Annotated in this window: 14 protein-coding genes; 10 read left to right on the top strand and 4 right to left on the bottom strand. The window is 40.3% G+C overall.

Going from position 1 to position 21,180, the window contains the following annotated elements:
- The first annotated feature begins 35 nt into the window (after nt 1-35).
- The 7 genes from asnA (at nt 36) to L6410_RS08600 (ending at nt 15,201) form a co-directional block, all read left to right on the top strand.
- Nucleotides 36-1,028 (top strand): aspartate--ammonia ligase, encoded by a 993-nt coding sequence (gene asnA / locus L6410_RS08630; RefSeq protein WP_160863694.1) that lies wholly within the window; start codon nt 36-38, stop codon nt 1,026-1,028.
- Between the two features lie 217 nt (nt 1,029-1,245).
- A complete protein-coding gene (typA, locus tag L6410_RS08625) occupies nt 1,246-3,096 on the top strand; it encodes a translational GTPase TypA (RefSeq protein ID WP_024403480.1) in 1,851 nt (616 codons plus the stop codon).
- A gap of 14 nt (nt 3,097-3,110) precedes the next feature.
- Entirely contained in the window at nt 3,111-3,389 is a 279-nt protein-coding gene (locus tag L6410_RS08620) for a DUF3165 family protein (RefSeq protein ID WP_172103825.1), read from the top strand.
- Between the two features lie 384 nt (nt 3,390-3,773).
- Complete coding sequence (locus L6410_RS08615) at nt 3,774-7,997, top strand: SpaH/EbpB family LPXTG-anchored major pilin (protein WP_237395331.1); 4,224 nt, start codon at nt 3,774-3,776, stop codon at nt 7,995-7,997.
- Nucleotides 7,998-8,013: 16 nt separating this feature from the next.
- Nucleotides 8,014-9,576, top strand: a complete 1,563-nt coding sequence (locus L6410_RS08610) for a SpaH/EbpB family LPXTG-anchored major pilin (protein ID WP_237395330.1) — start codon at nt 8,014-8,016, stop codon at nt 9,574-9,576.
- A gap of 30 nt (nt 9,577-9,606) precedes the next feature.
- Nucleotides 9,607-10,473 carry a class C sortase gene (locus tag L6410_RS08605; RefSeq protein WP_237395329.1) on the top strand — a complete coding sequence of 289 codons (867 nt, stop codon included), beginning with the start codon at nt 9,607-9,609 and terminating at the stop codon, nt 10,471-10,473.
- A gap of 270 nt (nt 10,474-10,743) precedes the next feature.
- Nucleotides 10,744-15,201 (top strand): starch-binding protein, encoded by a 4,458-nt coding sequence (locus L6410_RS08600; RefSeq protein WP_237395328.1) that lies wholly within the window; start codon nt 10,744-10,746, stop codon nt 15,199-15,201.
- A gap of 136 nt (nt 15,202-15,337) precedes the next feature.
- Here the strand turns inward: L6410_RS08600 and L6410_RS08595 are convergent, their stop codons facing one another.
- From L6410_RS08595 to L6410_RS08580, 4 genes are read right to left on the bottom strand one after another with little or no spacing between them, the layout of a single operon-like run.
- On the bottom strand, nt 15,338-16,690 hold the full coding sequence (locus L6410_RS08595) for an IS66-like element short variant transposase (protein WP_237395327.1): 1,353 nt from the start codon (nt 16,688-16,690) through the stop codon (nt 15,338-15,340).
- Nucleotides 16,644-16,850, bottom strand: a complete 207-nt coding sequence (locus L6410_RS08590) for an IS66 family transposase (RefSeq protein ID WP_002939754.1) — start codon at nt 16,848-16,850, stop codon at nt 16,644-16,646. The genes L6410_RS08595 and L6410_RS08590 overlap by 47 nt, the downstream gene beginning before the upstream one ends.
- Before the next feature lie 51 nt (nt 16,851-16,901).
- Nucleotides 16,902-17,252: an IS66 family insertion sequence element accessory protein TnpB gene (tnpB, locus tag L6410_RS08585; protein WP_172017332.1), complete on the bottom strand. Its 351-nt coding sequence runs from the start codon at nt 17,250-17,252 to the stop codon at nt 16,902-16,904.
- Complete coding sequence (locus tag L6410_RS08580; RefSeq protein WP_024392629.1) at nt 17,233-17,418, bottom strand: hypothetical protein; 186 nt, start codon at nt 17,416-17,418, stop codon at nt 17,233-17,235. The genes tnpB and L6410_RS08580 overlap by 20 nt, the downstream gene beginning before the upstream one ends.
- A gap of 199 nt (nt 17,419-17,617) precedes the next feature.
- Here L6410_RS08580 and murD point away from each other — a divergent pair, with 199 nt between their 5' ends.
- The 3 genes from murD to L6410_RS08565 are packed head-to-tail and all read left to right on the top strand — an operon-like array spanning nt 17,618 to nt 21,068.
- Nucleotides 17,618-18,970, top strand: coding sequence for a UDP-N-acetylmuramoyl-L-alanine--D-glutamate ligase (gene murD / locus L6410_RS08575; RefSeq protein ID WP_237395326.1), 1,353 nt, complete (start codon nt 17,618-17,620; stop codon nt 18,968-18,970).
- Nucleotides 18,971-18,973: 3 nt separating this feature from the next.
- Nucleotides 18,974-20,038, top strand: coding sequence for a UDP-N-acetylglucosamine--N-acetylmuramyl-(pentapeptide) pyrophosphoryl-undecaprenol N-acetylglucosamine transferase (locus tag L6410_RS08570; RefSeq protein ID WP_237395325.1), 1,065 nt, complete (start codon nt 18,974-18,976; stop codon nt 20,036-20,038).
- Nucleotides 20,039-20,045: 7 nt separating this feature from the next.
- Nucleotides 20,046-21,068: a cell division protein FtsQ/DivIB gene (locus L6410_RS08565; protein WP_237395324.1), complete on the top strand. Its 1,023-nt coding sequence runs from the start codon at nt 20,046-20,048 to the stop codon at nt 21,066-21,068.
- Nucleotides 21,069-21,180: the final 112 nt, after the last annotated feature.

The raw sequence follows: 21,180 nt of genomic DNA, 5'->3' as shown, positions 1-21,180 counted from the left end.
ATAATAAGACTATTAAAATTTAAGGAGGAGTAGGTATGAAGAAAAGCTTCATTCATCAGCAAGAGGAGATTTCTTTTGTCAAAAATACATTTACGCAGTATTTAAAAGATAAGTTAGAAATCGTAGAAGTGCAAGGACCGATCTTGAGTCGTGTCGGGGATGGTATGCAGGATAATTTGTCCGGTGTGGAGAATGCCGTTACCGTTAATGTGAAGCTGATACCAGATGCTACTTATGAAGTGGTTCATTCGCTTGCAAAATGGAAGCGTCATACCTTGGCTCGCTTTGGATTTCACGAAGGAGAAGGTCTTTTTGTACATATGAAAGCCTTGCGTCCAGATGAGGATTCCTTGGATCCGATTCACTCGGTGTATGTGGATCAGTGGGACTGGGAAAAGGTCATCCCTGATGGCCGTCGCAATTTGGCTTATTTGAAGGAAACGGTCGAACAAATTTATAAGGCCATTCGATTGACTGAGCTTGCAGTTGAAGCACGCTACGATATCGAATCTGTCTTACCGAAGAAGATTACCTTTATTCACACAGAAGACTTGGTGAAAAATTTCCCAGACTTGACACCAAAAGAGCGTGAAAATGTGGTTGCCAAGGAATACGGTGCGGTCTTCCTAATCGGTATCGGTGGTGAATTGGCAGATGGTAAACCACATGATGGCCGTGCACCTGACTATGATGACTGGACAAGCCCATCTGAAGCAGGCTATAAAGGCCTTAACGGAGATATTTTGGTATGGAACGAAGTACTTGGGTCAGCTTTTGAAATCTCATCAATGGGGATTCGTGTTGACGAAGAAGCACTCAAACGCCAAGTTGCCATTACAGGCGATGAGGACCGTTTAGAATATGACTGGCACCGTGCACTCTTGAATGGCTTGTTCCCATTGACAATTGGTGGAGGGATCGGTCAATCACGTCTGGCTATGTTCTTGCTTCGTAAGAAACATATCGGTGAAGTGCAGTCTAGCGTTTGGCCACAAGATGTTCGTGACACCTTTGAAAATATTCTTTAATAACAGGATAAAGAATCATGCAAAATGGCCTTGCCAGCGATAGGAAAATGATAAAAATGTTTGGACTTATTTTAGAAGTTCCAAACTTTTTTGTTTTCATTCTCTTTTTGAATACTTGCAATTCATTGTTGAAAACATTTACAACATGATTATCTGTGATTTTTACGCCAATCTATGATATACTTTTTTAGTTAAATTAAAATATACAGAGGATATTATGACAAAACTTAGAGAAGACATCCGTAACGTTGCTATTATTGCCCACGTTGACCACGGAAAAACAACCCTCGTTGATGAACTATTAAAACAATCCCAAACATTGGATGAGCGTACGCAATTGGATGAGCGTGCTATGGACTCAAATGATATTGAGAAAGAGCGTGGTATCACCATCCTTGCAAAAAATACAGCCGTAGCATATAACGGTACACGTATCAACATCATGGACACACCAGGACACGCGGACTTTGGTGGTGAGGTTGAGCGGATCATGAAAATGGTTGACGGTGTAGTCCTTGTCGTGGATGCTTATGAAGGAACCATGCCACAGACTCGTTTCGTGTTGAAAAAAGCATTGGAACAAAACTTGACACCTATCGTGGTTGTGAATAAGATTGACAAACCATCTGCTCGACCTGAAGAAGTAGTGGATGAAGTGCTTGAACTCTTCATCGAACTTGGGGCAGACGACGATCAATTGGAATTCCCAGTTGTCTATGCGTCAGCGATTAATGGTACTTCTTCATTGTCTGACAATCCAGATGACCAAGAAGAAACAATGGCACCGATCTTTGATACAATCATTGAGCATATCCCAGCTCCAGTGGACAACTCAGATGAGCCATTGCAGTTCCAAGTTTCACTTTTGGACTACAATGAATTCGTAGGTCGTATCGGTATCGGTCGTGTCTTCCGTGGTACTGTTAAAGTTGGTGACCAAGTTACACTTTCTAAACTAGATGGCACAACGAAAAACTTCCGCGTTACAAAACTCTTTGGTTTCTTCGGGCTTGAGCGTAAAGAAATCCAAGAAGCTAAAGCGGGTGACTTGATTGCCGTTTCTGGTATGGAAGACATCTTCGTTGGTGAAACTGTGACTCCGACAGATGCTGTTGAAGCTCTTCCAGTTCTTCGTATCGATGAGCCTACTCTTCAAATGACTTTCTTGGTGAACAACTCACCATTTGCAGGTCGTGAAGGGAAATGGGTAACTTCACGTAAGATTGAAGAACGTCTCTTGGCTGAATTGCAGACAGACGTATCTCTTCGTGTTGACCCAACAAATTCACCAGATAAATGGACTGTTTCAGGTCGTGGTGAATTGCACTTGTCTATCTTGATTGAAACCATGCGTCGTGAAGGCTATGAGCTTCAAGTATCACGTCCAGAAGTTATCATCAAAGAAATCGACGGCGTGAAAATGGAGCCATTTGAGCGCGTGCAAATCGATACTCCTGAAGAATACCAAGGTTCTGTTATCCAATCCCTTTCTGAGCGTAAGGGTGATATGTTGGATATGGTTTCAACTGGTAACGGCCAAACTCGTCTTGTCTTCCTCGTACCTGCGCGTGGTTTGATTGGTTATTCTACAGAATTCCTTTCAATGACTCGTGGTTATGGTATCATGAACCATACTTTCGATCAGTATCTACCAGTTGTTCCTGGTGAAATTGGTGGTCGTCACCGTGGCGCCCTTGTCTCTATCGACCAAGGTAAGGCAACGACTTACTCTATCATGCGTATCGAAGAACGTGGTACCATCTTTGTCAACCCAGGTACTGAAGTATACGAGGGAATGATCATCGGTGAAAACTCTCGTGAAAATGATTTGACTGTGAATATCACGACTGCTAAACAAATGACCAACGTTCGTTCAGCGACGAAAGACCAGACAGCGGTTATTAAGACACCACGTATCTTGACTCTTGAAGAATCACTTGAATTCTTGAATGATGACGAGTACATGGAAGTCACACCAGAATCCATTCGTCTTCGTAAGCAAGTCTTGAACAAGGCAGAGCGTGATAAGGCTGCTAAAAAGAAAAAATTAGCGACTGAAGAAGGATAAGAAAAAGGAGAGGCATGTTTTATCTAATCTTAGCCATGTTGCTGGTGCTATTTTATATCTTTGCAGCACCAAACAATATTCGAGGAACCATTAATCTCATGGTTGCGGTATTTGTTTTGGTAGCACTTTTTATAGCCCTCTTATTAGCTTTTTTAAAGGTTTTAGAATTCTCTTCTCATGTCTGGGTTGCCATTATCATGCTCATGATTGCATTCTGGGCTATGTGGGATATTCATCATTTAGATAAACCAAATACCAAACGTTCATCAAGAACGAAGAGAGAAACCTACTAAATTTTATGAAAACGTGAATGCCTCCTTTCGGCCACCAGCTTAATTTGCTGGTGGTTTTTTGCATGTTTAAAAAGTTAATGAGACTACTTATTACAAATTTTATGCAAACGTATACATAATATTATTTGTCAATAATGACACGGAAAACGGGTAATTTGCAAAATTGTTACCGGTAACAATTTATTTTGAAAATAAATGCAAATAAATGAAAAACACTAAGAAAACATGTAGGCAAAAACCATATTTATGAAAAACCATAATATTTTAGCGATTTGCTTTTTTATTTTTGGCGTGATACAATGAAGCAAACGTTTGCATATTGTGTGCAGAATGATTTCAATTGGATACTAACTTGCTTTATTCATGAAAAGGAGAAATGGACTTTTGAAATTAATAAAGAAATTAGTGACGGGGCTGATGATTCTTCTTGTAGCTCTTGGGAGTAGCCCTTTGGAGGTTTTCGCATACGACCCGTTTAATGATTTTCCTAATCAGACCTTGCGTGAGTGGCCTACTAAGGATTACAATAATGTAGCAACGACATTGCCAGAACCTCCAGCGATTCCTAATACGGTAAATATGGCGGATATGTTTCATTATCCAGAGTTAATATATACTGGTTCAGAGTCTTGGTTTCCTGAACAGACTGCTAAGTTAGCAAAAAATCGTTCCTACGTTACTAAAAACGATACATCTGTAGCTGTTATCACACGGGATGCTAGGTGGCAATCTGGGGTAATGTGGAGCTTGGAAAAGAATAAAGTTAAGCTCAATGAGCCCTTCCATATGGTTGCTTATGTTTATCTTGGAAACAGAACACAATATAACAAAAACTTTAATGGACTTGGTGGCGCAGATGGTATTACCTTTACGATGCATAATGACAAGAAAACTGCAGCTGATATGCTGGCTGGTAATAAGTTGGCGTCGGGAAGTTTAGGAAATACAGGTATTAATGCCTATGGTGCCTTAGGGAACGGTCTAGGAGTGTATGGCTCAAACTTCAGTGCAAATGTTACTAGTGCTGATAATAATATGGTTGACTTCTGGCGTGGTGTGGAGAATGGTATTGCATTAGAGTTTGATACTTTTTATAACGATAACGATACCTCACAACACTCGGATAATGACTTGACCTCCATTATTTACAATGAAAATCATGATAATACGCAGTATGGTCATATTGCAATTAACATCTTAAATGATTTTAAAGATAACCGAGCAAACCGAAATGTGGAGCCAGATAAAACAACAAATAAGCACAAGATCAAACTCAGTCTAGGATGGAATGGGGAGGTGTCAGAAAAGACTAATCCGTATACTTGGAAAATATCTAACTGGCCAAATACTAACCTAGCAGATGGTTTATGGCATCGGTTGGAAGTGACATGGACACCTAATATTGATACTAATACAGGTAATCTGAACTATACAATTTATAAACAAGGACACGAGGGGTCACGTAATATTGCGTATAGTGATGATAGATCAAAAGATGGTAAAGGAAAAATCTCATATGACGTACCAATAGGAACAGGTGATTATTCTCTTGAAAAAGTATTTGGCATCTCAAATCTCAATAACACTGTCTATTGGGGATTCTCTGGCTCGACAGGAGGACAATTGAATAACCAAGCTGTTCAGATGGTTCAATTGCCTGTTCCATATTATAAATCAGGGATTCGGAAAGTGGATCAAGACGGTAATCTTGTCAAAAACGCTAAATTCCAACTTCAAGTTCAAAATGGAGAGACTTGGCAACCAGTCGTATTCCAAAAGGCAGTTGGATCAGAAACTCAGGACTATGTCTTAACAGGTGTTGATAATGGTCTAATAGGAGTCACTACTGATTTAGAGGAAACATCACCCACTTATGGAAAGGTAACTGCTACACAGTTACTTGCAGGAACCTATCGGTGGGTTGAAATTGAGGCTCCAGAGGGGTATAAGATTGACTACCCTATTACGCCCTCACAAGGATTTGTACTTAAATATATTATTGGAAGCGACAACGAATCATCAATTGATTTTAATGTCAGTAATACAAAACTCAGTCAAATAGAACTCCACAAGAAAGATAAGGACACTGATGAATTGTTGAATGGCGTCAAGTTCACAATTTCTAAAGTGCTGAATGGCGTAACGTCATACCTGAAAGCTAAATCAGATAATTCAGATTTTGAGTGGACAACGACTGAAAGCGAAGCAAAACAATTTGAAACGGGCAAATCCTATTTTGTAAGAAAAGGCAAAATAGTGGAAGAGGCTAAAGAAGATGGATATATTCGTATCGGCTATATTGAAAGTGGTGTAGATCTCAGATGGAAAGAAGTGGAAGTACCTAAGGGATATGATTCGTCAGGTACGTTGGAAGGATCCTTTAGTACGTCAGCAGATAATAAGTATCTGTATCAAGCAACTCAAACCAACTCACGACTCTATCAAGTGAGTCTAGAGAAAAAAGCAAGCGATACCAAGGCGGCATTGCCTGGTGCAGTCTTCTCCTTGGAACAACAAGACGGTTCAGAATGGAAGGCGGTAGGTGATTACAAAACCACAGGTGTAGATGGTAAAATCACCATTTCAAATTTAAAGGCTGGTACCTATCGTTGGAAGGAAGTTACCGCGCCTGACGGGTATCAAATTTCTCAACCATATTATCCAAACCAAAATGGATTTGTGGTGGCATACAATAGTACTTTAGCAATAGACTCAGACACAAATAACTATATCTTTAATACTACAAGTGTGACAAATCTCCCTCGTGATTTTGAATTAACGCTTGAAAAGTTGTCGTCTACCTTCCAAAAACCGCTACAAGGTGTGGAATTTAAGCTATATGATAGTGCAGGTGGGACTGACTTTTCAACTCTGACCCCGGAAGCTACCGTAACAACAAATGCTGACGGAAAAATTGTTTTGAATAAGGAACAGATTCAAGCAGATAAGACCTATTATCTAGTTGAAAGTCAGACAGTAGATGGTTTCATTCAATTAAAAGGTTACTTTACCATCACAACCGATAAATTGAAAGGTTTCAAAGTCACCTATACGAAGGCTGATACTGAAACCGATGCAAGTCCATTTGAATTTTCAACTGCGGATGGCAATATCTATAAAGGAAATTTAAAAGTTTATAATAAGCGGAAATCAATCCTACCAATAACTGGTGGAAATGGTATTTTAGGCTATGTTGGTATTGGCTTGACGATGACCATCTTAGCTCTGCTATTTTTCATAGCTAGAAAACGTATCGTCAAATGGTTGGTCATCCTTCTGGTGGCGACCTCTGGCCTGGCTGGTTTGGCAGGGGGCACGCAAGTAGTGTCTGCTCAGGAACAGGAGCAGGTACAACTGGAAGTAAATCGTTTAGTTTATCAGCCGAGTGATACGCAGTACAAGTCTGGAGTACCAGTTGCTGGTGCTAAACTTGAGGTTGTGGATGTGACCAAGAGCTTCTATGAACTCGTCGATCGTCAGAAATTAAGTCTGAAAGAGGCGCAGGAGGCAGTTAGTAAAAGCAACAAGATTGATGGACAATCGCTTGCTGTAGCAACTACGGATCAATCTGGTTTGGTTCGCTTCACGGTTTCGAAAACCAGTCAACAGCGCCCCGCGGTCTATCTCATACGGGAATTGGTTACACCTGTAGCAGTGACGAAGATGGAAAATATGGTGGTTGTTCTACCTATATTGGATGAAAGTGGTAATGAAAAGTCACTCATATCTTTGTTTCCAAAATCGCACGGAACCTTTAGTTTTGATAAAACAATTGACGAGAAACAGTCTAGTTATAGCTTTGGTGAGCCGATATCCTATCGCTTATCAACAATCATTCCGCAAGACATGACGAATTTATCGTCCTATGAGATAGAAGATATCTACGATCAGGGCTTGCGATTTATTTCTGATAGTTTGGAGATTTTTATTGACGGAGAAAAACAGTCAGATAGTATCAAAGCTGTAAATCTGTCAGAAAATCAATTTAGAGTAGTGTTTGATGTAGCCAAATTGGCAGACTTTGGTGGGAAAAAACTTGAAGTAACCTATCAAATGGTTATTAAGGATGAGGCTGCAATTGACCAAGATTTGGTCAATACGGCAACCCTTTATCCAGGAGATTTGACCCCATTGGTCGATAGAGAAAATGTCCGAACAGGAGGTTTTCGATTCATCAAACGTGCAGCTGAGGGGAAACAAAATCCCTTAGCCATGGCAACTTTTGTTATCAAAAATCCTACTGACGATACGGTCCTCACCTACAAGGAAGGAAAGTATCAATTCGAAAAGGTAGCTACAAATGCATCTGGGGTTGTTCGTTTAACTTCGGATGATGATGGCTACTTTGAGATAAAAGGATTGAGATATGGCGAGTATCTTGTCAGTGAGGTACGAGCACCTTCTGGTTATGTCTTAAATGACAAACCAACCACATTTACTGTTGGGGTTTCAACTTATTCCCAAGGTCCGGTCTTATCGATATTTAACGTCAAAAAACCGAAAATTCGATTGCCAGAAACGGGTACCGTTGTAACATCAACCGCATTTGTGGGATTGTTGATAATGGCTTCATCACTTGTGATGATTAGGAGAAGAAAAGATAACTAATTCAAGGAGAATAAAAATGAAGAAGATTAAAGTTTTTGCTTTACTAGCGACACTTTTTGTCGGTATCTTTAGCAATTTATTTACCCCAGTCGTATCGGCTGAAGGAGAGACTACTGTTCCAAAAGTGAACATTACCTTACATAAAGTAAAAGACTATACAGGTGGTGAAATTACAAACACTGGTGAAATTTTAAAACAAAATTTTAATTTCCTACCAGGCATCACATTTAAAGCATATGATGTCACAAAAGAATATTATGCAGCTTATGATGCATCTGTCGCAACGAAAACTGTTTCAGATGCTATTAGTGATGCGGTTGCTGCAGTAAAAGGTGAAGCAGGTGTTGCTCCATCAGGTAAGGATGTGGTAGGTACTCAGACTACCGCCGCTGATGGTAGTGCAACCTTTAGCTTAAATGCTAAATCTGGTACGCGCGATGCAGTATACCTTTTTGTAGAACAAGCAAGTGATGGTGTTAAAACTATTGCAGATAACTTGGTAGTAAGCCTTCCAATCTACAAACAAGGAACAAATGATACTGTTCTTACAGATATCCACCTTTATCCAAAAAATATTACTAAAGAAACTCCATTTGACAAAGAAATTACAAGTCAAAAGAATAGTAAGAAACAAACTGATTTCTCAATCGGTCAAACTATCAACTATCAATTGAAAACAACAATTCCAGCGGATATCGCAGCAACAAAATTGGTTGAGGTTGAGGGTCAAGTTCAAGCTAAAAAATTGTATAATGTTTTCCAATTTGTGGATACTTTCCAATCTGACCAATTGACCTTCATCAATGACGCTGCACATTTCTCAGTAGCTGTTGCTGGTGGTGACACTCTTACTAACGTTGATGATTATAAGGTCACAGTAGCGACAGATGCAGGCACAACAACTGTAACAACAGCTTTGACAGAAGCTGGTATTGAAAAATTAGCAACTCTTGCTAATAAAGAAATTTCATTTGACTATCAAATGAAGATTAACTCTTTGCAATACATTGATACTGGTATCGTCAATACTGCGAATGCAATTTTTGGTAACGATGGAAAAACTGGAGTCAACAAATGGGATAAAGAAACACCTAAAGATAAAGAAACAGTAAAAACAGGTGGTTACAAGTTTGTCAAAGTTGATGTGAATAATAATAACAAAAAACTTAAAGGTGCTGAGTTCGTTGTTCGTAAAGATACTACTGATACTGCAAAATACTTTAAAGCTACTGCTGAAGGTGGTCAATGGGTTGATACTTATGAAGACGCAACTAAATACACAACTGAAACAGATGGAATTGTAGATGTAAAAGGTCTTGAATATGGTACTTATCAGCTTCAAGAAACAAAAGCTCCAGAAGGCTATGCATTACCAACAGGTGATGTTGCTTATACTCCGTTTGAAGTAACAGCAAATTCTTACACAACAACTGCTGGTGCACTGGAGAAGATTGTCAACACACCTAAAGGATTCCTTCCTTCAACTGGTGGTACAGGTATCATCCTCTTTGTAGCTCTTGGTGCTACTATGGTTGGTCTTGCTGGTGTTTACTTTACATCTCGTCGTAAAGATGCCTAATAATAATTAAATGAAAAGGGAGGTGAGAACATGGCTCGCACCAGAAAAAACGTCAAGCGAAAAATAATTGATACAATCATGGTATTGATTTTGGTTGCTGGTCTAGGCGTTCTCTCCTACCCATTTGTTCGGAACTCTTTAAATGACCTGATCAATCAACAGTTGATTCGTCATTATCAGGCAGAAGCCAATCAAAAAAGTAAAGAAGAGTACCAACAACAACTTGAAAAAATGGAGGAGATGAATAGGCAGTTTGCCTATCAAAATATCTCTCCAGGCTTTGATCCATTTTCGGAAGAAGCCAAAGAAATTGAGCAGACAAAGGTTATCTACGAAGATCATATCATCGGAGTAATTTCTATTCCTAAGATAGCGGTGCGCTTGCCTATTTTTGATCAGACAACAGAAGCGTTTCTGGCTAAAGGGGCTAGCTATCTGGAAGGGACTTCATTTCCCATAGGAGGGGAGTCTACTCACTCTGTGATTTCTGGTCACCGTGGTCTGACGGAGGCAAAACTCTTTACAGATTTACCAGATTTGGTAAAGGGGGATCACTTTTATATTGAGCTTGGGGAAGCTGAGATACATGCCTACCAAGTGGACGATATCAAAGTTGTAGAGCCGACAGATGTTAGTAGTTTGCAGATTGAACAAGGGCAAGATTACATTACCCTTGTCACCTGTACACCTTACATGATTAACAGTCATCGCCTGCTCGTTCGTGGTCACCGGGTTCCTTACGTCGCTGAGTTAATGGAAAGCGAAGAGAAAGAAGCCAAGGTAGACTACTACACCTTTATGCCGATAGTGATAATAGGATTAGTATTGTTCCTTATCCTGATAGTCATATTTAGAAAATTTAGAAGAAGCCGTAAATCTTCTCCTACACGTTCATAGCCCAAGACGGCGGACTCAAAATTTTTAATGACGAAAATGGATGATGACTTCACTTTGAGATAGGAATTCATTTTGATTGCTTGTCTCGGTATAACTTAATTTATTCTAAGAAAATCCATAAAATAAAGTGGCTGTTCCGATAATGATAAATCGGTCCACTTTATTTTTTGAGCTAAAATGAAAACGGTTGCACGATTTTGTTTGGTTTTAGGAAGACTGTAAAGTGCTTCCTAATTGTTGGAGATAAAAGAATGTTTAAAAAGGTGACGAATGAAAAAGAAACAGTTTGCTAGTAAAGTAACAAGGCTAACCATGTCAATGGTGCTTGGGGCGAGTACTATCGTTCTAAACATGCTTCCCCTGTATTCACAGACCGTCTCTGCAAATACTCAAAATACAGGTATTTTGTCAGCGAAAGATCGGGGGATTCTCTATGCCAATTCACGGACGGATTTTCGGGATGAAACCATTTATTTTTTGATTACAACTCGTTTTTATGATGGTGACTCAAGCAATAATGCCCGCACGTCTGAAGACAAGAAGGCCAGTAATCCTGAAAGTGATCCATCCTGGCGTGGTGACTTTGCTGGCTTAATTGAACAGTTAGACTACATTAAAGCATTGGGATTCACGGCTATTTGGATTACCCCTGTTGTCCAAAACAATTCTGGCTATGACTATCATGGTTACCATGCTTCTAATTTTAATGCGGTGGACTATCGGTACGAATCCAATGGGGTTGATTATCAAACTCTGATTGATGCCGTGCATGCCAAGGGGATGAAAATTATACAGGACGTAGTTTTCAACCATACTTCCAATTTTGGTGAAGAAGGCCTGAACGAACTGGGTGGAGAAAGTCTGAAAACCCAAATTTCTAGCAATGATTATCCAACTCGCAACAAGGTAGTTATGAATGGTACAGGAGATCCGCTCAATATTTACCACCATAATGGGTTTGCGGGAGGCGGTGACTGGGATAACTATGAAGCCCAGCGGAAAACGATTGCGGATGACTGTTTTGATTTGGAAACGGAAAATCCGCTGGTTTACAATTACCTCATTGATGCTTATAAGAAATACATCAATATGGGTGTGGATGGCTTCCGTGTAGATACGGTGAAGCATTTATCTCGTTTGACCTTAAATACGACTTTCCTTCCTCAGTTACAAGGGGCAGCTGAAGCGAATGGGAACAATGATTTTTATATGTTCGGGGAGATTTGTACAAAAGGTCACGATGTCTGGTACCGTGATGCTCCGCCGATTTCAACCTCTTTCTACACTTGGGATACGGATGCAAGTTATAAGGCAAGATGGAGCGATACCGATTTGGCGACCAATGAAAAGCTTGTCGAATCTCACTATCTTGACCATATGAATACAGGGAATCAACCGACTTCTTCCAATGCGTTTTTGAATGGCAATGATTACCATGCAACAGATTATTCTCAAAAATCAGATCTTGGTGCGATTGATTTCCAAATGCACTGGTCCTTTAACAATGCCAACCAAGCCTTCAATACGGCAAAATCGCAGGATCGTTATTTCAACGATGCGACCTGGAATGTGGTTTACGTTGATTCACACGATTATGGACCAGATAATTCTCAAACAGTTCGTTACAATGGTGGTACAGATGCTTGGGCAGAAAATCTCTCATTGATGTTTACATTCCGTGGGATTCCGACGCTTTACTATGGTAGTGAAGTAGAGTTTCAAGCTGGAAAACCAATAGATGTTGGGCCAAATGCACCTTTAAGTGCAACAGGTCGTGCTTATTACGGGGATTACCTTGAAGGGACTGTCGATACGACAGACTTTACAGAATTTGGAAATCTGAGTGGAAAAGTTGCTGAGACTTTACAGGCTCCTCTTTCTCAACATATCATTCGTCTCAATCGTCTCCGCCAAGCCATTCCTGCTCTTAGAAAAGGGCAATATTCTACTGATGGTATCTCAGGAAATATGGCTTTCAAGAGACGGTATACAGACGATAAGACAGATAGTTTTGCCTTGGTGGCTATTTCAGGCAATGCAACCTTCTCAGGAATCCCAAATGGTACCTATGTAGATGCTGTGACAGGCGATACAAAAGTAGTGTCAAATGGCACTTTGACAGCTCAAGTTTCTGGTAAAGGAAACATGAAGGTCTATGTGTTGAATACAAGCAAGACACCTGCCCCAGGCCGTGTCATTCCGAATGGTCAATATTTGACTGATGGTGGCGCAGTTGCACCGATTGATAATGGCCAAATTTCAGTTGTAGAACCTACAAACTTGGAAGTGAGCACGTCATCCGTTACCATCAAGGAAGCAACTTCTGCAAAAGTAACGGCTAAAGTAAGTCCTGTGGGTGCCTCTCCTATTGTAAAATGGACTTCAAAAAATCCAGATATTGCGACGGTTTCAAATGGTGAAATTACCGGTGTATCTGTAGGGAAAACGACAGTAACTGTAAAAACCACAAATGGCATTGAGAAAACGATTCAAGTGACGGTTGAAGAAAATCCAGACATTATCAAGCCAACCTCTATCACATTAAATAAGAAGAGTCTGACTCTATTGACCAAGGAATCGGAACAATTACAGGCTAGGGTTGAACCAGAAAATACCACTTATCCTGAGGTGGTTTGGGAAAGCTCGGATCCAACAGTGGCTAAGGTGGATGAGTCTGGAAAAGTGACTGCTCTGAAACCTGGTACAGCAACGATTACGGTGACAAGTCGGTATGGCAATCATAAGGCTCAATGTGAAGTAACCGTTGAGAAGAATACGAATGCAACAACCATTTACTTCAAAAATACGGCTAATTGGTCGACAGTAAATGCCTATGCATGGGATTCAACCAGCAATCCAATTCAGAAAAATGCTGCTTGGCCAGGTGAATCCATGGTTGCTTTAGGAGATGGAATCTATAGTATTGAATTGTCTCCTGAGACTAATTACGACAAGATTATCTTTAATAACGGTAGCCAACAAACCAAAGATTTGACAATTGATGTGGCAAAAACTCTCTATAATTTTGGTTCATCTTCATGGTCAAACTATGAGTCTGCTGACGTGAAGGCGGTAGAGGGTGTGACCTTGAATCAAGCAAGTTTAGAGCTTGATATTGATCAATCGGAACAACTAACAGCAACAGTTACACCAAGTGATGCGACCAATAAACGATTGACATGGACTTCTAGTCAGTCAGATATTGCGACTGTGTCACCGGATGGTCTTGTAAAAGCAATCAAGGCTGGAAAAACGGAAATAACTGTTACAACAGTTGATGGTTCACATGTGGCGACTTGTCAAGTGACGGTGAAGGAAGTGCCGGTGAAACCTGTTGTTCTTGGAGTGAAAGATCAATCTACGGATACAATTGACATCTCTGATACTACAACATTGACATTGGAAGTAGCCAATGCGAAGACGGCTTCTTACAAGCTAGGAAATGGTTCTGCTGTCACATTCAGCAACGGACAAACCATTACAGTTGGTCAAAATTTGGCAGCAGGTAGTAGTGTAACATTGACATTGACTGCGACATCATTGGATAACCAGTCCGTTACAAAAACCTATACCATCACGAAAAAAGCGGTGGAGCTTCCAGAAGAGCCGAAAGAGGAGCCAATTACTCAAACGACAATCTATTTCGATAATCCAGACAATTGGACAGATGTCTATGCCTATATGTATGATGCTAAAGGCAACCACCTTCTTGGAGCATGGCCGGGCACTAAGATGACGAAAGAGGCATCAGGTGCATATGCTCTAAATGTACCTTCAACATACAGCACATTGGGTGTGAAAGTTTTATTCAGCAATAACAAGGGAGCCCAATACCCTCAGTCTGTTGGTTTTGATTTTGTTGCAAAAGGAACCTATTCTAAGACTGGTTTGAAAGTGGCAGAAGAAGTTACGGTTAAAGAGGAGGTTGTTACAGAATCCATTCCATTTGAAACGAAAACGGTGGAAAACCCTGAAGTGGACAAGGGTGTGACCAATACCCTTTCTGAAGGAAAAGCTGGTAGCAAAGAGATTACCTATAAAGTGACCTATAAAAATGGGGTTGAAGCTAGTCGTGAAAAAGTGAAGGAAGTGGTTGTAACGGAACCAACTCCAAAAGTTGTCGAAGTTGGAACCAAAGTGAGTGCAGATGAGGAAAAAATCGCTACTCGTGTGTATTTCAGCAATCCTCAGAAATGGAACAAGGTCTATGCCTATGTTTATGACCAAAAAGGTCAACCTGTTGTTGGCACTTGGCCAGGGAAAGAGATGACCAAAGATGAGCATGGCTACTATATTGAATTGTCTGCTGATTTGGTGGGGGGAAGAATTATTTTCAATAATCCTGAGACTAAGGTACAATATCCTGCGCAAAATCAAGCTGGCTTTACGATTGAGTTAGGACATTTGTATGATCAGACTGGGAACCATTATCCTGTCCTACCAGAGGACGGATATACCCGGATTCAGTTTGAAAATCCTGGTGGCTGGGATGCTGCCAATGTCTATGCATATTATGGAAATCCGATTCAAAGTCCCCTTGGAGCATGGCCTGGAAAACCAATGATAAAAGGAAATGATGGTCATTTCTTTATTGACTTACCAGAAGAATATGCAGAAAAGAATGTGAAAATTCTTTTCAATAAACCAAATAGCAATGTACAATTTCCATCTGCAGTTGGTTTTGATTTCAAATTGGATGCTCAATATACGAAGGATGGATTGAAATAAAGATCATCTATGTAAAGAGGGGGAAGGTCACTCCCTCTTTTTTGATTTCATCAAATTTCGTAAAGGTTAGTAAGCGCCCAATAATAAAGTATATTGAAAAAAGCTCCAAAGTCATGTCGACCCTGGAGCCTTTTTTCTATTTACAAGCTCTTTTAATTTTTTCCTTCCATGGCAAATAAGCCTCTAGCACCTCTTTTTTTGCGAGCGTCTCCTCGTTAGGTAAGTGTTCTAGAAGATAGGTCATATATTTTTCTGCATCAAGGCCGTGTCGTTTAGCAGTTTCCAAAAGACTCAGAATGACAGCTGTCGACTTGGCTCCCTCAAAGCTCTGAGAAAAAAGCCAATTTTTTCTGCCCATCACTAAGGTCTTCATTGCTCTCTCAGCCATATTGTTAGACAGGACTAAGTCACCGTCCGAGAGAACGGTTCGGAAAGTGGTTTCGTAGTTGAGGCTATATTCTATTGCAGTGCCCAATTTGGAGCCTGGCAAAACGGCCTGATTGCGACACCAGTCAAAGAATTCGTCCATCAAAGGAGCCAACTCTGTCTGACGTTTATGTAGCCGTTCCTCAGTAGACAAGTCTGCCCAGTCATTCTCTAAGGCAAACAGGCGGTCGCAGTAGGCTAAACCCTTGGCTCCTAAAGAAGTCTTGTTTGTCTTCTTAGGAGTCGCTTCAAAGAACTTTCGTCTAACATGAGCCCAACAGCCAACCAGCTGTGCCTTGTCTAACTGACGATAAGCACTCCACATGTCACAATGAACGTAGCCCGCATAATTTCCAAGAAATTTCTCCACAACTAAGCTGCTCCGTCGTTTGTCATGATGATAGAGGGTGATGCCCTTTTTCTCATGTTTCCCAGACAAGAAGGTCCAGTAGAAGGTTAACTGGCTATCATTTTCTAAGACCTTGTAGGAGGTCTCATCCGCATGGAGAATAGGCTGCTCCAACAATTTCTCGTGCAACAGGTCATAAATCGGTTCGAAATAATACTGACTAGACTTGATGTGCCAGTTGGCTATTTCCTTCCGACTGATTGGCAGACCAAGCTTATGCCAGTCCTCTTCCTGGCGGTAATTGGGCACCTTAAGATTGAACTTCTGATGAATAGTATGGGCGATGATAGAAGCTGAACCCAAGCTGTGTGCCAAAGGTGCCTTAGGAACTGGAGCCTTGATAATCTTATCGCTCAGATTCTTCTGACTACAAGCCTGACACTTGTATGCGTGTTGAACATGGTCAATCCGCTTTAATTGTGCGGGAATGAAGACCAACTCTTGCCGTTGAACAGTAGAACCAATCTCTTTCAACTGTCCATGACAGTCTGGACAAGTGCAGTCTTCGCCCTGCAATTCATGATGAATAATCTCTGGAGTGAACTGACTAAAAATAGCCTGACGAACTCCCTTAGCTTTCTTACGTTTATAGGTAATTGTTTCTGTTTCAACTGGGTAAGTCAGCTTCTTCTTCAGGGAGGCTTTCCTCCCCAAACAAGCTCAGCTGACCGGGTTGATACACAACCTTCTCTGATGATTTTCCGTAGAGTTTCTGTCTCAGATACTCAACCTGTTCACGAAGGAGGGTCAATTCGTTGGTCATGATTTCAATGGTTTTTGTTAGACTTTCAATCACTTTATCTTGTGACTCCATGCACTTACCTCCTTCTTTTTATCTCATTATACACAAAGAAAAGCCATGATTTCAATAGAAATCACGACTTTTTGAAACATTTATTTTTGGACTGATAGAAAATCCTTTCATGAGCCAGTCCACCTGCTCGGAAGTTAGCGCCTTAACCTCCTCTTCATTGTTTGGCCAGGTCAATTTCCCATTTTCAAAACGTTTATACAATAACCAAAATCCCTGTCCATCCCAATAAAGAGCTTTGAATCGATCTTTTCGACCTCCGCAGAAGAGATAGACCTGACCGGAGAAGGGATCCAGATTGAAATGACTTTTGACAAGGTAGGCGAGAGAATCAATCCCTTGACGCATATCCGTTTTCCCGCAAACCAAGTAGACTTGACCTAAATCACTGAGTCGGATGGTCATAGAACAGTACCTTATCCAAGATTGTTTCCAATATCTCTTGGTTGATAGAGTGAAAGAAAGTGAGTTCTACTTTTTCGAGACGAATCTTCATCAGGATCTCATTTCTGCTTTTCTTTTCAGAGCGTCGCGATTTGGGAACAGTCAATGGGACGATGGGTTGTGACATAAAAAAATCCTCCAGTTTTTTAATTACAGTATACTGGAGGAGTGAATGATTGGATAGGTACCTTGTTATGGGGCGCTTACAAAGGTTACTATTTGATGACGGGTTGTTACCTAATTGACATAGACTTTCTACCCCTATGTCTTGAAAATGGTGCTATTTCAAGGTAAAATAAAGTGTTAGAAAGTCAAAGGTAAAGTATATGAAAATGATTGAACAGTTTAAAAATAAAAAAGTATTAGTTTTGGGATTGGCAAAATCTGGGGAATCAGCTGCTCGTTTATTGGATAAATTGGGGGCGATTGTGACAGTGAATGATGGAAAACCATTTGATGAAAATCCGACGGCACAATCATTGTTGGAAGAAGGGATTCGTGTCATTTGTGGAAGTCATCCCTTGGATTTACTGGATGAAGATTTTGCGCTTGTTGTGAAAAATCCAGGTATTCGCTATGATAATCCGATGGTTGAAAAGGCTTTGCAAAAAGAAATTCCTGTGTGGACTGAGGTTGAATTGGCTTATTTGATTTCAGAGGCTCCAATTGTCGGCATTACTGGCTCTAATGGTAAAACAACTACAACCACTATGATTGCTGAAGTCTTAAATGCTGGACACAAACCTGCTAAATTATGTGGGAATATTGGCTATCCCGCTTCATCTGTGGCACAGACAGCAACAAAGGACGATACTTTGGTTATGGAGTTGTCTTCTTTCCAACTAATGGGAACAGAATCGTTCAGACCTCATATTGCAGTACTGACAAATTTGATTGCAAGCCATATTGATTATCATGGGACTTTTGAAGACTACGTGGCTGCGAAATGGATGATTCAACGTCAAATGACAGAAGAGGATTTCATTGTCTTGAACGTCAATCAAGCTGAAATCAAAGAATTGGCTCTACATACAAAAGCTAATGTTGTGCCATTTTCAACCTTGGAAGAGGTGGATGGTGCCTATTTAGCTGATGGAAAATTGTACTTCAAGGGTGAATATGTCATGGATGCAGATCAGCTGGGTGTCCCAGGAGCTCATAATATCGAAAATGCCTTGGCTACCATTGCAGTTGCCAAGATTTTGGGAGTAACCAATCAGGCGATTCAAGAGAGTTTGTCTGCATTTGGTGGTGTGAAACACCGCCTACAGTTTGTTGGTAAAATAAACGATGTGTCATTCTATAACGATAGCAAGTCTACCAATATATTAGCAACTCAAAAAGCTCTTTCAGGCTTTGATAATCAAAAGGTAGTATTGATTGCGGGCGGTTTGGATCGTGGCAATGAATTTGATGATTTAGTATCAGATCTTGTAGGCTTGAAGAAGATGGTTATCTTAGGTCAGTCAGCACCACGTGTGCAACGGGCTGCTGAAAAAGCTGGTGTTGACTATATTTCGGCTGATGAGATTGCGGATGCTACTCGTAAGGCCTTTGAAATTGCTGAACCAGGGGATGTTGTCCTTTTGAGCCCCGCAAATGCAAGTTGGGATATGTATCCTAATTTTGAGGTTCGTGGCGATGTATTCCTACAAACCTATGAGGAGTTAAGTAAATAAAATATGAAAAAAATTGTTTTTACAGGTGGAGGAACAGTCGGACACGTGACGCTCAATCTCCTTTTAATGCCTCGTTTCATCAAAGATGGTTGGGAAGTGCATTATATTGGGGATCGAAATGGGATTGAGTATGAGCAAATTAAAAATTCTGGCTTAGATGTCCAATTTCATTCCATCGCTACTGGGAAACTGCGTCGCTATTTCTCTTTCCAAAATATGTTGGATGTATTCAAGGTTGGGTTTGGCATTCTTCAATCCATTGCGATTATTGCCAAAATTCGTCCTCAAGCCCTATTTTCAAAAGGTGGTTTTGTTTCTGTACCACCTGTCATCGCTGCAAACTTGTTAAGAGTACCGGTCTTTATCCACGAATCTGATTTGTCGACGGGACTAGCCAATAAAATTGCCTATAAGTTTGCGACGACAATGTATAGTACCTTTGAGCAACCAACAGAACTGGCAAAAGTAAAACACGTTGGGGCAGTGACCAAGGTCGGACAGCATACAGACAAGGTTACTCCAATCCAATTACCTGAAATCCTAAGCCATTTTGACAAACAATTGCCGACTTTATTATTTGTTGGTGGTTCTGGTGGAGCTAAGGTATTTAATAATTTAATCAGCCAGCATGCTAAGACATTGACAGAAGGTTTCAATATTATTAACCTGACTGGCGATGCACGACTCAACCAACTGGATAAACATATCTATCGTGTAGATTATATTACGGAGCTTTATCAACCCTTGATGGATTTTGCGGATGTCGTGGTGACACGTGGTGGTTCTAATACCTTATTTGAATTGATTGCAATGAAAAAATTGCATCTCATCGTTCCACTCGGCCGTCAAGCAAGTCGTGGAGATCAGATTGAAAATGCTCTGTATGCGGAGAAAAAAGGTTACTCTCGACAAATTAGTGAGGAGCATTTTACAGTTGATACCTTGTTGTCTGAGGTGGAAGCTTTGCTAGAAAACAAAGACTTTTATATCCAAAATATGGAACAATCTACTGAAATACAATCAGTTGATAGTTTTTATCACTTGTTGATGGAAGATATAGGAAGGTAGATGAGGTATGGATGAAAAAGACCCGAAAGAGTTGGTAGAAAATAAGAATTCAGAGCCATCTCCTGATTTAGAATCCTCTGTTCCAACCATGGATGCCTCAGACGATGAGAAAAGTGCCTTCTTTGAACAATGGAAAGCACGGCATCAAGCTTATTTGGAACAACAAAATCAGCAAGATGAAGAAGTTTTTGTTCCTGTAGATGAACCGGAAAAGAAAAAAAACGGCTTCCTAAAACGCTGGGAAAAAAACAAGAAAACGAATGAAACACCAACTGAAATAACGGATGATGCATTAGAACAAGAACCAGTTGCTTTAAAGAAAAAGGAACCGCTTCCTAGAAGGGCCCTTTTAAAAGCAATCCCAGTTTTGCTGGGTAGTTTGGTTCTGTTCTTGCTCTCGCTGTATTTTATCACACCATTTAGTAAGGACAAGATCATCTCCGTACAAGGAAATGAGCGGTTAACTGCCCAAGAAGTGGAACAGCTCAGTTTGATTTCGAATCAGGATTATATAGTTACGATAGCATTGAATGCAAAAAATTATGCTGAGAACATCAAAAAAGCAAGTCCTGAGATTTCTGAAGCAACCATAGCCTATCGTTTTCCAAATGCCTTTACTATTCACGTTAAAGAGTATAAGTTGATAGGTTATCTGGAAGAAAATAGCCAATATTATCGGATTCTTTCCAGTGGAGAAATAGCTAGCGAAGCAATCCCAGCAGATCAACTTCCTGAAACCTATCTTTTAGTAAAATTGACAGATAAGGCATCAATCAAATCGCTTGCGGAGCAACTGGCCAAGGTGGATGAAACTATCACTTCCAAGATTCAAGAAATCACTTTAACACCAAGCAAAGTTACAGCGGATTTATTGACTTTGACCATGACAGATGGCAATACGATTTTGGTTCCTTTAAGTGAAATCGATACCAAGTTACCATACTATTCAAAAATTGCGTTGGATATTGTTGAACCGTCTGTCATAGATATGGAAGTAGGAATCTATCGATATGTCAAAACTAGTCAATAAAAATCTAGAAATTTTCTTAGAAAAAGCCATTCGAGACACTTTTTTTCTAGAAGATATGATATAATAAAAGATGACTAATTGCACTATTTTTTAAAAATTGGAATTATGTTTG

This window comes from Streptococcus parasuis (assembly GCF_021654455.1).
GTDB lineage: Bacteria > Bacillota > Bacilli > Lactobacillales > Streptococcaceae > Streptococcus > Streptococcus parasuis.
The sequence above is the reverse complement of the archived record's forward strand: the minus strand, read 5'-3'. Positions and strand labels throughout refer to the sequence as shown.

Excerpts from the sequence above, each read along its gene's own strand:
- asnA (WP_160863694.1), top strand. The coding sequence starts at position 36 with ATGAAGAAAAGCTTCATTCATCAGCAAGAGGAGATTTCTTTTGTCAAA.
- typA (WP_024403480.1), top strand. The coding sequence starts at position 1,246 with ATGACAAAACTTAGAGAAGACATCCGTAACGTTGCTATTATTGCCCAC.
- L6410_RS08620 (WP_172103825.1), top strand. The coding sequence starts at position 3,111 with ATGTTTTATCTAATCTTAGCCATGTTGCTGGTGCTATTTTATATCTTT.
- L6410_RS08610 (WP_237395330.1), top strand. The coding sequence starts at position 8,014 with ATGAAGAAGATTAAAGTTTTTGCTTTACTAGCGACACTTTTTGTCGGT.
- L6410_RS08605 (WP_237395329.1), top strand. The coding sequence starts at position 9,607 with ATGGCTCGCACCAGAAAAAACGTCAAGCGAAAAATAATTGATACAATC.
- L6410_RS08600 (WP_237395328.1), top strand. The coding sequence starts at position 10,744 with ATGAAAAAGAAACAGTTTGCTAGTAAAGTAACAAGGCTAACCATGTCA.
- L6410_RS08590 (WP_002939754.1), bottom strand. The coding sequence starts at position 16,850 with ATGGAGTCACAAGATAAAGTGATTGAAAGTCTAACAAAAACCATTGAA.
- tnpB (WP_172017332.1), bottom strand. The coding sequence starts at position 17,252 with ATGACCATCCGACTCAGTGATTTAGGTCAAGTCTACTTGGTTTGCGGG.
- L6410_RS08580 (WP_024392629.1), bottom strand. The coding sequence starts at position 17,418 with ATGTCACAACCCATCGTCCCATTGACTGTTCCCAAATCGCGACGCTCT.
- murD (WP_237395326.1), top strand. The coding sequence starts at position 17,618 with ATGAAAATGATTGAACAGTTTAAAAATAAAAAAGTATTAGTTTTGGGA.
- L6410_RS08570 (WP_237395325.1), top strand. The coding sequence starts at position 18,974 with ATGAAAAAAATTGTTTTTACAGGTGGAGGAACAGTCGGACACGTGACG.
- L6410_RS08565 (WP_237395324.1), top strand. The coding sequence starts at position 20,046 with ATGGATGAAAAAGACCCGAAAGAGTTGGTAGAAAATAAGAATTCAGAG.